This window comes from Niveibacterium sp. 24ML (assembly GCF_026586805.1).
Classification (GTDB): Bacteria; Pseudomonadota; Gammaproteobacteria; order Burkholderiales; family Rhodocyclaceae; genus Niveibacterium.
In genome coordinates, this window is sequence record NZ_JAPFHA010000008.1 from 138,540 (window position 1) to 152,544 (window position 14,005).

13 protein-coding genes are annotated in these 14,005 nt (G+C 65.1%); 8 read left to right on the top strand and 5 right to left on the bottom strand.

Annotated elements, in window-relative coordinates; genetic code table 11:
* Positions 1-64: 64 nt before the first annotated feature.
* Positions 65-1,201: a metallophosphoesterase gene (locus OPU71_RS09340; RefSeq protein ID WP_267727644.1), complete on the bottom strand. Its 1,137-nt coding sequence runs from the start codon at positions 1,199-1,201 to the stop codon at positions 65-67.
* Between the two features lie 170 nt (positions 1,202-1,371).
* Between OPU71_RS09340 and OPU71_RS09345 the strand changes: the two genes are divergently transcribed.
* Positions 1,372-1,938, top strand: a complete 567-nt coding sequence (locus tag OPU71_RS09345; RefSeq protein ID WP_267727646.1) for a flavodoxin family protein — start codon at positions 1,372-1,374, stop codon at positions 1,936-1,938.
* Positions 1,939-1,951: 13 nt separating this feature from the next.
* Here the strand turns inward: OPU71_RS09345 and OPU71_RS09350 are convergent, their stop codons facing one another.
* Positions 1,952-2,851: a DMT family transporter gene (locus OPU71_RS09350; RefSeq protein WP_267727648.1), complete on the bottom strand. Its 900-nt coding sequence runs from the start codon at positions 2,849-2,851 to the stop codon at positions 1,952-1,954.
* 258 nt (positions 2,852-3,109) lie between these two features.
* Here OPU71_RS09350 and OPU71_RS09355 point away from each other — a divergent pair, with 258 nt between their 5' ends.
* Positions 3,110-5,230 (top strand): acetyl-CoA hydrolase/transferase C-terminal domain-containing protein, encoded by a 2,121-nt coding sequence (locus tag OPU71_RS09355; protein ID WP_267727650.1) that lies wholly within the window; start codon positions 3,110-3,112, stop codon positions 5,228-5,230.
* A 34-nt stretch (positions 5,231-5,264) separates the two neighbouring features.
* On the opposite strand, the gene OPU71_RS09360 is transcribed toward OPU71_RS09355, so the two are convergent.
* Complete coding sequence (locus OPU71_RS09360) at positions 5,265-6,266, bottom strand: N-acetylmuramoyl-L-alanine amidase (RefSeq protein WP_267727652.1); 1,002 nt, start codon at positions 6,264-6,266, stop codon at positions 5,265-5,267.
* Between the two features lie 400 nt (positions 6,267-6,666).
* Here OPU71_RS09360 and OPU71_RS09365 point away from each other — a divergent pair, with 400 nt between their 5' ends.
* Complete coding sequence (locus OPU71_RS09365) at positions 6,667-7,893, top strand: esterase-like activity of phytase family protein (protein WP_267727654.1); 1,227 nt, start codon at positions 6,667-6,669, stop codon at positions 7,891-7,893.
* A gap of 15 nt (positions 7,894-7,908) precedes the next feature.
* On the opposite strand, the gene OPU71_RS09370 is transcribed toward OPU71_RS09365, so the two are convergent.
* On the bottom strand, positions 7,909-8,370 hold the full coding sequence (locus OPU71_RS09370; RefSeq protein ID WP_267727656.1) for a hypothetical protein: 462 nt from the start codon (positions 8,368-8,370) through the stop codon (positions 7,909-7,911).
* A gap of 248 nt (positions 8,371-8,618) precedes the next feature.
* Between OPU71_RS09370 and OPU71_RS09375 the strand changes: the two genes are divergently transcribed.
* Entirely contained in the window at positions 8,619-9,077 is a 459-nt protein-coding gene (locus tag OPU71_RS09375) for a hypothetical protein (RefSeq protein ID WP_267727658.1), read from the top strand.
* A 33-nt stretch (positions 9,078-9,110) separates the two neighbouring features.
* Here OPU71_RS09375 and OPU71_RS09380 read toward each other — a convergent pair whose 3' ends face one another.
* The gene (locus OPU71_RS09380; protein WP_267727660.1) at positions 9,111-10,052 is read right to left on the bottom strand and encodes a DUF1152 domain-containing protein; all 942 of its coding nucleotides are present in this window, start codon (positions 10,050-10,052) and stop codon (positions 9,111-9,113) included.
* 337 nt (positions 10,053-10,389) lie between these two features.
* On the opposite strand from OPU71_RS09380, the gene OPU71_RS09385 reads away from it, so the two are divergent.
* From OPU71_RS09385 to OPU71_RS09400, 4 genes are all read left to right on the top strand, one after another.
* Positions 10,390-10,977, top strand: coding sequence for a hypothetical protein (locus tag OPU71_RS09385; RefSeq protein ID WP_267727662.1), 588 nt, complete (start codon positions 10,390-10,392; stop codon positions 10,975-10,977).
* A gap of 118 nt (positions 10,978-11,095) precedes the next feature.
* Positions 11,096-12,706, top strand: a complete 1,611-nt coding sequence (locus OPU71_RS09390) for a WS/DGAT/MGAT family O-acyltransferase (RefSeq protein WP_267727664.1) — start codon at positions 11,096-11,098, stop codon at positions 12,704-12,706.
* Positions 12,703-13,587, top strand: coding sequence for an alpha/beta fold hydrolase (locus tag OPU71_RS09395; RefSeq protein ID WP_267727666.1), 885 nt, complete (start codon positions 12,703-12,705; stop codon positions 13,585-13,587). The genes OPU71_RS09390 and OPU71_RS09395 overlap by 4 nt, the downstream gene beginning before the upstream one ends.
* 177 nt (positions 13,588-13,764) lie before the next feature.
* Positions 13,765-13,998 (top strand): helix-turn-helix domain-containing protein, encoded by a 234-nt coding sequence (locus OPU71_RS09400; RefSeq protein ID WP_267727668.1) that lies wholly within the window; start codon positions 13,765-13,767, stop codon positions 13,996-13,998.
* The last annotated feature ends 7 nt before the right edge of the window (positions 13,999-14,005 follow it).

Consider the following 14,005-nt stretch of genomic DNA (forward strand, 5'->3'; position numbering starts at 1 on the left):
TGATCGCGCGATCATGCAATACGCATGGCGCCGGCGAAAGCGCGAATTGTTGCCGAGTGTTGGCTCAGGCGCGCACCAGCCGCAGCCGGGTGATCTCGGACGGCGCGCCGATGCGTTTGGGCGGGCCCCAGTAGCCGGTGCCGCGGCTGGTGTAGACCCACAGATCGCGAAGCTTGTGCAGGCCGGCGGTGAAGGGTTGTTGCAGCGGCACGAAGAGGTTCCACGGGAAGAACTGGCCGCCATGCGTGTGGCCGGAAAGCTGCAGGTCGAAACCTGCGTTTGCGGCGGCTTCGGCGCTGCGCGGCTGGTGTGCGAGCAGCACCCTGGCTGCGGCGTCGGCCGGCGCGCCAGCCAAGGCTGCGAGCGGGTCGCTGCGGTGAGCGGGGTCGAAGTGGTGGGCGGTGTAGTCGGTGACGCCAGCCACCACGAGCTGGGCGCCCTGGTGCTCAAGGACCACGTGCTCATTCATCAGCACCCGCACGCCAAGCCGCTCGACCTCGGCAATCCACGCGTGGGCGTTGGAGTAGTACTCGTGATTGCCGGTGACGAAGTAGGTGCCGTAGCGCGCGGCAAGCCGCTTGAGCGGTTCGGTGTGGTGCGCAAGGTCGCGCACGCTGCCGTCCACCAGATCGCCGGTCACCGCAATCAGATCGGGCTGCAGGTGATTGACCCGGTCGACAATCCGGTCGAGATAGCCCCGCTTGATCGTTGGCCCGACGTGGATGTCGCTGATCTGCGCAATCGTGAATCCGTGCAGCTCGGGCGGCAGATTGGCCATCGGGACATCGACCTGCACCACCTTCGCGGTGCGGCGGGCGTTGATGTAACCGGCCAGCGTGATCGCGGCGGCAAGCATGACCACCGCCAGGGCGGACTGGTACGCCAGTGCGGCGGTGAGCAGCGCCGGCGCGGTGAAGGCCAATGCAGCCAGCAGCAGATCGCGCAGCAGGGTGAGGATCAGCAGCGAAGAGAACACGCCCATCGCCAGCGAGCCAGCCCAGGCGATCCGGTCGGCGTTCGCAAGTTGCGCGATGCGGCGCGAGAACAGCGAGGCAGGCATCAGCAAGGTGGAGGCCGCCAACAGCAGCCAGCTCAGGGCCTCGCCGACCACCCCAGGATCGAGCGCTGGTAGCAGGCTGCTGCCGATGTAGTAGTGCAAGAGCGCGAGCAGCAGCGTGGCAATCGTGAGGGCGATGGGCATGAGGGGCTCCGGCGGCATGGCCGGCCGATGACGATGCCGATTAGATGGGGCGCTGCGGCACCGGTTCAATCGCCCGGATGTCAGCAAACGTAAGTGCGTCGGTGCCTTGATACACAGCGACTACAATCGCGCCAAAACTGGCGCCGGCATGTTGCTGGCGCATGCACCGCATGACGACCGATCCGATGAAAAGCTTCCTCTTCCTGAGCGCCAGCACGCGCGAGCCGGGTCACACCGGCAACACCGAAACCCTTGCCCGCATCGCCGCCGCCGCATTGCCCGATGAGCTGCCGCAACGCTGGATTTCGCTGGCCCAGTGTCAGCAGTCAGCCTTTGTGGACTTGCGCCATACGGCCGGGCACTACCCCGCACCCGAGGGTGACGCTGCGATGTTGCTGGAAGCAACACTCGCGGCAAGCGACATCGTCTTTGTCTCACCGGTCTACTGGTTTTCGGTGCCGTCGCCGATGAAAACCTACCTTGATCAGTGGAGCGCCTGGATGCGCGTGCCTGGCGTCGACTTCAAGGCCCGCATGGCCGAAAAGCGCCTGTGGGTGATTGCAACCAGCGGCGATCGCGACAAGGCGCAGCCGATGTTCGACAGCTATCGCCTGTGCGCCGAATTCCTCGGCATGCAGTGGATGGGCCCGCTGTGGGGCAAGGGTGGCGCGCCCGACGCTGTGCTCGCGGACACCCACGCGATCGAGGCGGCGAAGTCCTTCCTGCTGCGTGGCTGAAGCCGCTGAGGCGTTAGCGAACGCGCTGATAGTTGGCCAGGGTGACGCCGCTCACCACCATCAGGCCGCCGATCAGCGCCGACACCAGCAGGGGCTCGCCGAGCAGCAGCACCGAGAACAGCACCGCGAAGACCGGCACCAGATTCGTGAAGAGCACCGTGCGTGCCGGGCCGATTGCCTGTACGCCTTCGGTGTACCAGACGAAGGCAAGCGCGGTGCCGCACAGGCCCATGTAGGCCATGCCTACCCACGACAGCAGGTCCGGCGCGACCGCCACGCCGCCGGCCAGCTCGAAGGGTACGGCAGCGGCCAGCATCAGCGTGCCCCACAAGGTTGACCATGCGGTGGCGGCAATCGCCGACATGCCGCGCACCGCGTAGCGGGTGATCACCGTGTAAGCCACCCAGGCAAGGATGGCGAGGAACATCAGCAATTCGCCGCGGCCCACCGCATGCGCCAGCGCGCCGCCCAGATCGCCGCGGGTGATCACCACTGCCGCGCCGGTCAGTGACAGCAACACCCCGCCCACTTCACGCATCACCAGCGGCGTGCGGGCGATGGCTTTCACCGTCAGCAGGGTCAGCACCGGCGAGAGCGCGACGATCAGCGCGCCGCGGCCGGCCGGCAGGTAGGCCAACCCACCGAAGAAGAAGAGGTTGTAGAGAAACACGCCGGTAGCGCCCATCAGCGCGGTGCCCAGCAACTGGCGGCGGCTCGGCAGGCGCAGCTCACCGCGCAGGTGGGCGTAGAGCAGCAAGGGGATGGCGGCGAACAGGAAGCGCCCGGTTGCTGCGGTAAAGTGCGGCATTTGCTGGGCAATATGGCGGCCGGCAATGAAAGCACCGCCCCAGAATGCGCAGGTGGCGACCAGTTTCAGGACGATGGCGGGAGTAAGCGGAGCGGGCGACGACATTGGGCACCTGGGGGGCGGGGGTGCTGCGATTATCGCGCGTTCGCGCGCGGATTCCGGTCAATCGGACGACGCCCAGCTGCTGATTCGCGACCGCCCGGCCCGCTGCCGCGCGTGGCTTGATTGGCCTCAAGCGGGTTTCGGGCCGCCAATGACAATTGGCACGTCGCGCCGGACAATCAAAGCCGACAATATAGTTACCCGCGATGCCCAAGCACGCGGGCAATCAAGAACCGGCACAGACCGATGAGGGGGAGAGACATGACCGCGCCACTACGATGCGAGCGCATCGAGGATTCTATTGACGCGCTCATCGAACGCGTCGGCAAGACGATCGTGATGGCTTTGCCGTTGGGGATCGGCAAGCCCAACGCCTGGATCAACGCCCTATATCGGCGTGCCAAGGCAGATCCAAGCTTGCGCCTGAAGATTTTCACCGCGCTCTCGCTCGACCGCCCGCGTGGCAAGAGTTCACTCGAACAACGCTTCCTCGGGCCATTCGTTGAACGGGTGTTCGGCAGCTATCCGGACATGGAGTACTCGGTCGACGTCAAGCGCGGCAAGCTGCCGCCCAATGTGGAAGTGTGCGAGTTCTTCCTCAAGACCGGCGAGTACCTTGGCAATGCCAGCGCGCAGGCGCACTACGTCTATTCCAACTACACCCATGCCGTGCGTGATGCGCTGGCACAGGGCGTGAATGTCTTCGCGCAGGCGGTGGCGGTGGAAGAGACCCCGGATGGCCCGCGCTACTCGATGTCGTCGAACACAGACCTCACCATCGATGCGCTTGAGCAGGCGCGCAACGTCGATGGCATCGACTTTCACCTGGTTGCGGTGGTGAACCGCGAAATGCCCTTCATGCCCAACGATGCGGTGCTGCGCCCGGAGGACATCTCAATCCTGGTCGACGATCCGGCATCGACGCACACGATCTTCGCGCCGCCCAACATGAAGGTGGACGATCAGGACTACGGCATCGCGCTCTACGCCAGCACCACCGTGAAGGATGGCGGGACCTTGCAGATCGGTATCGGTTCGCTCGGAGATGGCATCGCCCAGACCCTGATTCTGCGCGATCGCGACAACGCCACCTATCGCGCAATGCTCAAGGCCCTTGGCGGGCCCTTGCAGCGCACCCACACCTACCTTGAACCCTTCAAGCAGGGCCTTTACGGCTGCAGTGAAATGTTCGTCAACGGCTTCATGGAGCTGATCGACGCCGGCATCATCCGCCGCGAAGTGTTCGACAACGTCGCACTGCAAACCTTGCTCAATGCCGGCAAGCTCGGCCTGATTCCCGATGAGCCCATGCTCGCGGCACTGCTCGAAGCGCGCGTCATCGGATCGCCCTTGTCGCAGGCTGACTTCGACTTCCTCAAGCATTTCGGCATCCTGCATGCCGAAGTGCGCCTTGAGGATGGCGCCCTGATCCGCGGCACAACGCAGGTTGCCGCAACGCTTGCCGATGCCGGCATTCGCCATGCGGTCGCGACCCAGATGCTGGGCGATCGGCTCACGCACGGGCGCCTGATGCACGGCGGCTTCTTCATCGGCCCGACGCGTTTCTACAACCGCCTGCGCACGATGCCGCGCGAACTGCTAGCCAAGATCAACATGACGCGCATCAGCTTCATCAACCAGGTGATGGGGCAGGAGCAACTGGCCGCCACCCACCGGCGCGACGCGCGCTTCATCAACACCACGATGATGGTCACGCTGCTCGGCGCCGCAGTGTCAGACGGGCTGGATACCGGCAACCTCGTCTCCGGCGTGGGCGGCCAGTACAACTTTGTCGCGATGGGCCACACCCTGCCCGGTGCGCTTTCGATCCTGATGCTGCGCTCCTGGCGCATCGGCAAGGACGGGCGCCCCACCTCCAACATTGTGTGGAGCTACGGCCACGTCACCATTCCACGCCATCTGCGCGATGTGTACATCACCGAGTACGGCATCGCCGATGTGCGCGGGCAGTCGGATGCCGAAGTGATCAAGCGCCTGCTCGCGGTGACCGACTCGCGCTTCCAGGACGAACTGCTGGCGCGCGCCAAGATCAACGGAAAGATCGAGAAGGAATACCAGATTCCCGAATCACAGCGGCAGAACCTGCCCGAAGTACTGTCGCAACACCTGGCCGAGTTCCGCGCCAAGGGTGTACTGCCGGACTTCCCCTTCGGGACCGATCTGGATGACACCGAGCTGGCGATTGCCAAGGGGCTGATGAAACTCAAGGCGCAGCAGAAGGCGCCGCTGGCGCTGCTTGCATCGCTGATCCGGGGCTTTGGCGCGAAGCCCAAACCCGAGCTGATACAGCGGCTCGGGCTCGACCAGCCGAAGGATCTGAAAGAAAAGCTGATGCGCGCGCTCGTCGCGGGCAACCTCTGATCGCTCGCGGCTCACGCCCGCCGCGAGCGGGCGCTCAGCCGCGCTTCTTGGCCTTTGCAGCGGGGCTCTTGCCCGCGGCGGCTTTGGGGGCCGCCTTGGGTGCTGATTTCGGTGCGGACTTCGGCGCTGCCTTGAGGGACGATTTGGGGGCTGCCTTAGTCGCTGCCTTGGTTGCTGCTTTGGGGGCGGCCCGCTTGGCGCCGGCCTTGGGTGCCAATGCGCGCAGCGCCGAGGGCTTGATCGCCTCGATGTACTGGTTGTTCACCCAGCCCTCGATATCGGTGTTGCCGACCACTTCCACCCGGTTCCAGCGATCGCCGGCCTCCAGCAGCACGAGCTTGGTCCCCTTCTTCAAGGCGGGCGCCACCGCCGGGAACTCGGCCCCCGCCCCGGCGCGAATGTTCAGGCTGCTGGCCGTCACCTGGTAGTGGGGGGGCGCGTCGTCGGCACGGCCGTGCGCGCGGGCGCGCAAGGCTTCAAGCGGGAAAGCGGGGCCCGGATCGGTCTTGCGCCCGCGGGCAATGTCCTCGTGGCCCAGAATGTCCTCCAACCCGTAACGCGACACCAACAGTTCGGCCAGTTCAAAGGCGCGCTCGATCTGCGCAGCGGTATAGGCATGCCACGGGCCGGCAGGGCCGCCATGCTTGTGCGCGGCCACCACCACATCTTCCGGCGCAACGCTGCGGCCGAAGGTGGTCTGGTAGATCGTGCCCGCCTTGCGCAGTCCACCGGCATTGTCCATCTCGATGCCGATCGAATGCTGGTTCAGGCCTACGACCCCGTTCCACTGGCTGACGCCAGCATGCCAGGTCACCACGTTGAAGGGCGCCAGCTGGATGATGCTGCCATCGCGCGCCAGCACCAGGTGCGCAGAAGCGCGCGCGGCCGGGTTGCACAGCCAGTCGGCAGAGCTTTGCGCCGATGCTCCACCGGTGAAGTGCATCACCAGGAAGCGCGGCTTGAGCGCCCCGCCACGGTTCGGGGTTTCCTGTTTGCGGATGCGCTCGCCCGTCAGCCAGTGGTTCTTGATGTCCATGATCCGCCTCCCGTAGTGCGCAGCCAGCGCTGCATGTCGCCATCGCCCATCGTTCAGGCCGGTGCCAAGGGCCCTTGGCACCGGCCGTGAAAGGGGTGCTTGAGCCTTGCAGGGTTACCACAAGGCCGATACCAGAGCGCAAGCGTGCGCGCGGAGCCGAGCTGACGTCAATGCCCGGCACCGACGCTGTGGTGCCGCGCGCTGCAAACGCGACCCCCGTGCGCAAGATTTCCGGCGTGGGGTGGATTCATACGGCGTTCATATCGGCGGGCTAGGCTCAAACGCATCCGGCATTGCGAGGCCCTGTAGTGCTTCAAGGCGGCGCGGTGGCCGGTCGGTCGGCCCTGGCCTGCAGCGGTGTGCGGCCGGGCGGACATCCACCCAAGTGCGGGAGTCTCCAATGAAACGCGTTTTTCTGTTTGCCGCAATCCTGATCGCCAGCTCGGCAAATGCTGCGCCGCTTGAGTACATCGGTCAGCAGATCGTGCCCAGCGGCACCCTCTTCGCGGGCACCACGGTCGGCGGCCTGTCGTCGATTGACTACGACGCCGCCACGGGCAGCTACTTCGCCGTCAGCGACGATCGCAGCGCGATCAACCCGGCGCGCTTCTACACGCTGTCGCTCGATCTGAGCAAGTTTGTACGCAGCGCCACGCCGGGCATGCAGGGCGTTTCCTTCAGCGCGGTCACCACGCTGCGGCAGGCCGACGGCACGCCCTTCCCAAGCAACCAGGTTGACCCCGAAGGCCTACGCTTTGATGCGGCACGCAACACCGTGTTTTGGAGCAACGAGGGCGCGCGTTCCGGCGCAATCTTCCAGAACCCGACCGTGCGCGAAGCCTCGCTCAGCGGTGACCACATCCGCGATTTCACCGTGTCCGCCAAGTTCCTGCCCAGCGGTAGCGCAGCGGGCCTCGTGCCGGGCGATCGCGGCATCTACAACAACCTTGCCTTCGAAAGCCTTGCCATCTCGCACGATGGAAGGACCCTGTGGACGGCCACCGAGAACGCCCTTGCGCAAGACGGCCGACCCGCCTCCGTCGCGGCCGGCAGCCGCGCCCGCATGGTGGGCTTTGACATCGCCAGCGGCAGCGCGCTCGCCGAGTACATCTACGACGTTTCGCCGGTGGTGCAAGCCCCAGGCAAACCCACCGGCTTTGCCACCAACGGCCTCACCGATTTCGTCGCGATTGGCGATCGTCAGTTCATCACGATCGAGCGCTCGTTTGCCGAAGGCGCCGTCACGCCGGGTACGCCGGTCACTGGCAACACCATCCGCCTGTTCTACGCCGATGCGCGCCACGCCACCGACGTGTCTGCGTTCGACAGCATCGCCGGCCACAGCATCACGCCGGTGTCGAAGTCGCTGCTGCTTGATCTTTCCACGCTCACGAACGCCGACGGTTCGGCGCTCGCACTCGACAACATCGAAGGCATCACGCTCGGCCCGATCCGGGAGGGCAAACAGACCCTGGTGCTGGTGTCCGACAACAATTTCTCAGGCGGCCAGTTCACCCAGTTTGTCGCCTTGGTCATTACCACCCCGATGCCAGAGGCCAGCGGCAGCGCGATGCTCCTGCTGGGTCTGGCAACGCTTTCGGGGGTGGCGCGCTGGCGCAAGCAATAGGCCGCGGGCCCAGGCTCAGTTGAGCACGAAGTCGGTTGATTCCTTCGAGTTCTGCGTGCAGTTCGCCAGCACCCACCCAAGGCCCCGCTCCAAGCTGTAGCGAAGCGGGGTGCCGTTCATCCGTGCAATGCCGAACTTGCCCCAGAAGCTCAACGAAGCCCGCGTCTGCTCGATGGCAGACGCCAGTTCGACCTTGGTACAGCCCGCCGATACCCCGTGGTAAAGCGCAATCAGCATCGCAAGCACGCCCCAGCCCCGCCCGTTCTGGCCGGCAGCCGTCTTCGGGTAATCCACCAGTAAGGCCTTGCCTACCACCTGAACCATTTTCATGCTGAATACCGGCACGCTCGCTTCGCAGATCACCATCTTCTTGCCTTCCATCTCGACGGTGATGGTGTCGGTGAGTCGCAGCCGGCGGCCGCTGAACAGCTCTGTCCCCAGGTGATACACCTGGATCATCGGAATCGTGGTGGGCATGGCAGGGCGTCTTCCTTACGAGCACATGCCCCAATATTCGCCGGCTGTGCGTGGCGCGCACCGCACCCGAAGTCACAGCAAAGCCGGTAATCCTTCACTTGCCATTCGCATGTCCGGCGGGCGCGCCTAGACTGATATCGGGCGCCGCTGATCGCCCCACCTATACCCCAGACACCCGGCGCAAGCATGTTCGACCGGCATTGCCACGAGCCCGCCCCTGCTGGTGTGATCGCACATGAGGAATGGACATGCGAAGCCTCACGGCCGGGCTGGTGTTCGGCGTGTTTGCGATGGCAACCGCTGCTGCCGGCGAGAGCCAGTGCTATGGATCGGTCGCCAACGGGCGCATCGAACACGCGGTGCGCCTGCGCGTATCGGGCGCCAATTCCAGCGCCTACAGTGCGCTGGGTGTCGCGACGGGCCGCACCTACGTGCATTCGCGCGTCGCCGCGGTGATGGCCGATTCCTACGCCGCGCTCGACTTCGAAGCGATCGCTGAACACCTCTACGCCCTGCACCGCGCCGCAGCGGCCCACGGCATCGGCATCGCCAAGGTGATCATCGATCCGCCCTTCCTGCCGCGCCTCTTCGCCACCCGCCGCGGCGCCTACCTCAAGCAGCATCTCAGTTTCATGAAGCGCAGCGCCTGGGTGCGGCACGACGAGCACTACCACGTGGACTTCGCGCTGCCTTGCAAGGCTTTGTGAAGCAAAGTCGTTCCGAAGCCGGCCTTGTGGCCTTCAGAGCGGGATTTTCTTGAGCGGACGGCGCTGGGTCATGTTGCGATAGCGGGTAAAGCCCTTCGCTACCTCATCCATCGTTCTGCTGTCCTCGATTTCTGGCCGGAAGGTAATGCGGGACGCGATGCCCTCAAGAGTAAAGAACCACAAGAGCCCCATCAGCGGATTGATGAATTGCTCGCTGTTCCCGGTCCGCGGTGTAGGGTGAAAGTCGCCGAATTCACCTTTCATTGCACTTGCGAGCGAATTGGTGACGATGCTCATGTGCGTCGGTTGCCGTGAATTCAGGTACGCAACGAGTTTCAGGTAGCTTTCACCGTCGGGCATTTCTTTAGTTAGCGAGACTGCACCGAGGTAGGCGTCACTTTTGATCAGCGTGGCGATGTTCTCAAGGCAAGCGTGGTGATCAAGTTTGTGGAAGTGCTCCACACCGAAGCCAACAGCTACGAGGAAGCTCAGCGGCATTCTTTGCAATGAGGCGGCCACGATAGAGCATGCGTCTTCGATTATCGTACCGACGCCTGACTCGTCTCCGAACATGAGACTGTCAGTGCCCCCGTCGACCATCACCAGCGTATCGATTGCGTGCGCTTGGATCAGCGCCGCGTACCCTTCCGCGAGCGGGCGGACACCAAGCTTGTTGGAGAACGCATACATCGCGGGAGTCTCGCCCTGATCCCGAATCCATTCGAGTATGTATTTCTCCGGAAAGTAGGGGACGTCGCCCGACTCTGCAGTCACCTCATACACACCAGGAATGATTGCCTGGCAATCGGTGAACGAGAGGGCAGTAAAGGAAAGGTTCGCAAGAACGACCTTCTTTCCAAGTCTGCGCAGATACGTGTAGAGCGGGATTCCGCTTGCGATGTCGAACCCGCCGCCGGCGCCGGCAAGCAGGATCGTGCGCGAATTGGCAATGGCTTCGAAGAATGGGATTTGCATAGTGTGAGGTCGTTGGTGCGTATGGGCGGCGATGCTAGTTCAGCCCGTGCGGTTCGAGCACTACCATTCTTGCGCAGCGAGGAATACTTGGCGTTCCCGGGCATGGTCTTCGGCATCGACGATACAAACAGCCGTCCATCTGGCTCGCTCTGCCGCTGGGCTGGGGGCAGGCAATCTCACCGTTACCTTGAGCGCTAGGTTCCTGACATGGCGCCCGGAAACGGACGTTCAGTTACCCGAACCACACGGTTCGGCACCGCCGGGCGCCCCCATGCTGCGCATCGCCAGATGAGTCGAATCCATCGCCCGCCGCTTCACCGCCCTGGGCTTGATCGCCGTGCTGGCCGCCTGCGGCGGTGGTGGCGGCGATGGCAGCACCTACTGGGGCGGCGTAGCGGCCGACAGCAACGGCGACTGGGCGCTGCTCGAAATCATCGGCTACACCGGCACACAGGGGATGCAGGATGGCATGCTGATCACCCGGGTGCACAAGAACGGCCGCACCGTGATCAGCCAGAACAAGCAGGCCGAGCGCATCTACGCCGACCCGGCACTGCGCCTGCGCTACTTCATAGAGCAGAACTACTTCGGCAACTTTGGCCAACTCGAAGACGGCGTGGACAACACGCAGCCCAAGCCCGACACCCGCGAACTGTATTCCGACGACAGCCGCGTCATCGTCGGCCGTGCGGCGGGGCAGGGCTGGCAGCGGGTCGAACTGCGCGACAGTGTTGCTCTGCAAGCCGCAACGGTGCGCGAGTTGCAGGACTGGTCTGCGTGGCAGGGCGACATCACGCTGCGCCTCAATACCGGTGGGCTCCCACCGGGGCGACACGCGCTCTACCTGGTGGTGATCGACGGCGTGGACGCGCAAGGCTGGGATCGGGTGATCCACAGCGCGCCGATCAGCGTGCAGGTGGATTGATCCAGACGGCCATGCCGGCGCGTGGGGCGTGCAAGCTGTAGCGTGATTCGACTACCCTGAAGGCGCGGCGGCCGCATCCGGCGGCAACGCGCCACACGCCCGAGCGAAAGGCCACTTCGTGAAGCCCCTGAGCGGACTGGACGGCACCTTCCTGCATCTGGAAACGCCGGCAACACCGATGCATGTTGCCTCGCTGCATCTGTTCGAGCCGCCGCCCGGTGGCTGCGAACATTTTGCGCGGGCGGTGCGCGCGATGCTCGCGGCGCGCATCAAGGACACGCCGGTGCTGCGGCGCAAGCTCGCGCCGATGCCGCTGCAGTTTGCCAACCCGGTGTGGGTGGATGAGCCGGCGGTCGATCTGGATGCGCATGTGCGCCGCGTGACGCTGCCGCGGCCCGGTGGCCTGGCGCAGCTCGAAGCCTGCATCGGTGAGCTGCACGCGCAGTTGCTCGATCGCGAACGCCCGCTATGGGCGCTGTACTTGATCGAAGGCTTGGCCGACGGGCAGGCCGCTTTCTATGTGAAGGTCCACCACGCGGTGCTCGACGGCAATGCCGGCGTCGCGCTGGCGCATGCGCTGTTCGATACCGAAGCGCAGCCGCCCGAAGCGCTCGCCAGCAGCCCCGCGAGCCGGCGGCCCCGCGCGGCACCCGGCGTGCTGGCGCTCACCGCCGCCGCCGTGAAGCATGACGCCGCGCAGTATGTGAAGCTGGTGCGCCACCTGCCGGATGTCGCGCGACTGCTTGCAGGGCTGGTGACGATACCGGACGCACCCGCCGCTGGCGCATCGCGGGGCGATTCGGCTTTGTGGCGCAACTTCGCCTTCGGGCCGAAGACCGCACTCAATGTGCAGATCACCGGCGAGCGCCGCTTTGCCGCCGTGAGCTTGCCGCTCGATGCGCTCAAAAGCATCGCCGCCGAACACGCGGCCAAGCTCAACGACGTGGTGCTCGCGCTGTGCAGCGGCGCACTGCGGCGCTACTTCGCACACCACGGTGGCATCCCGAAGAAATCGCTGATCGCGGCAATGCCGATTTCGCTGCGCGAAGCGGGCAACACCGAGTTCACCACCAAGGCGACGATGGCGGTGGTGAGCCTCGCAACGCAGATCGCCGATCCGGTGGCGCGGCTCGCGTCGATCCGCGATGCATCCAGCGCGGTGAAGGCGGTGGCCAAGCGGGCCGAGTCGGTGCTGCCGACGGATTACCCCACCATCGGCGTGCCCTGGGTACTCGGCGGGCTCGCCTCGCTGTACGGCCGCAGCAAGCTGGCGAACCTGATTCCGCCGATCGCCAACCTCGTCATCTCCAACGTGCCCGGCCCGAAGGCCGCGCTCTACGCCTGCGGCGCACGGATGCTTGCCTACTGGCCGATCTCGATTGTCGAGCACGGTCTGGGTTTGAACATCACCGTGATGAGCTACGCCGACACGCTGTGCTTTGGCATTACCAGCGCGCAGAACGCGATGCCGCATCCACGCCAGTTGGCCGATGCGCTGCTCAAGAGTTTTGAGGAACTCGCGCCGGTTGTGGCACCGGCTGTTGTGCCGGCCAAACCGCGCAAACCACGTGCCGTGAAGTCCACCGAGCCGATCGGCAAGCGGGCAAACACCCGCAAGCCCATATCGCCCCGCAAACCAGCCCCTGGCCTTGCCGCCGCCTCCTGCGACGAAGCGCCGCGCCGCGTGCGTCGCAAAGCCGCCACGCCGATTGAAGGCGAGCCCACATGAGCCGCGTCAGCGCCAACGGCATACAGCTCGAATACGAATCGCTCGGTGATCCGGCGGCGCCGGTGATCCTGCTGATCATGGGCCTCGGCATGCAGCTCGTAAGCTGGCCCGACCCGTTCTGCGAGGCGCTCGTCGCACGCGGCTTTCGCGTGATCCGATTCGACAATCGCGATAGCGGCTTGTCGACCCACATCGCCGCGCGCAAGCGGCCCGGCCTGCTGCGCACCATCGTCGGCAGCGCGCTCGGCCTGCCGCCACGGGTGCCCTACACCCTTGAGGACATGGCCGACGATAGTGTCGGCCTGCTCGATGCACTGGGCATTGCGCAGGCCCACATCGTGGGTGCATCGATGGGCGGCATGATCGCGCAACTGCTCGCAGCGCGGCAGCCGCAGCGGGTACTCAGCCTCACCTCGATCATGTCGTCGAGCGGTAATCCGCGCTACGCGCGCCCCAAGCTGCGGGCGCTGCGCGCGGTACTCGGCCGCCCCGCCGAACCGGGCAATCCCGAGAGTGGTGTGGAGCACCTGATCCACGTCTTCTCGGTGATCGGCAGCCCCGGCTTCCCTTCCGATCGCGACCGACTCAGGCAGCAGATCATTGCCGGCATCGGCCGTGCATACCACCCCGCCGGCACGACGAACCAGTTGCTGGCGGTGATCGCCAACGGCGACCGCCGCCGCGTGCTCAAGCAGATCAGCGCGCCGACGCTGGTGCTGCACGGCGACGCCGATCCGCTCGTGCCGCTGGCCGCCGGGCGCGACACCGCGCGCCACATCCCCGGTGCACGGCTCCAGGTGGTTGCCGGCATGGGGCACGACCTCGCGCCGGGCGTGCAGGTGATTCTGGTCGAGGCGATCGCGCGCCATTGCTCGGCTTGACCCGCTGCGCCAGCGTGCTTGGGGATGCGTGCCTAAACTCACGGCGCAAGGTCGCGCATACGCCAAGAGCTCTCATGGAATGGGCTCAGCACGGTGTGTACTCGCTGCATTGGCAGGGCGACATCCTTGTTACACGGCTGGTCGGCGCCTGGCAGACGAAAACGCGCAGTTCATCTGATGCCGATCATCGTCAGGCTCGATGTGATGCTCGCCGAACGTAAGGTGCGTTCGAAGGCGCTGGCAGAGTTCGTCGGCATCACCGAAGCGAATCTCTCCTTGCTCAAGCAAGGCAAGATCAAGGGCGTTCGCTTCGACACCCTTGAGAAGATCTGCGAGTACCTGCAGTGCCAACCGGGCGATCTGCTGCGTTACGCGCCAGACCCTGCTGACGACGCGCTGCCTCCTGACTGAGGGGAGC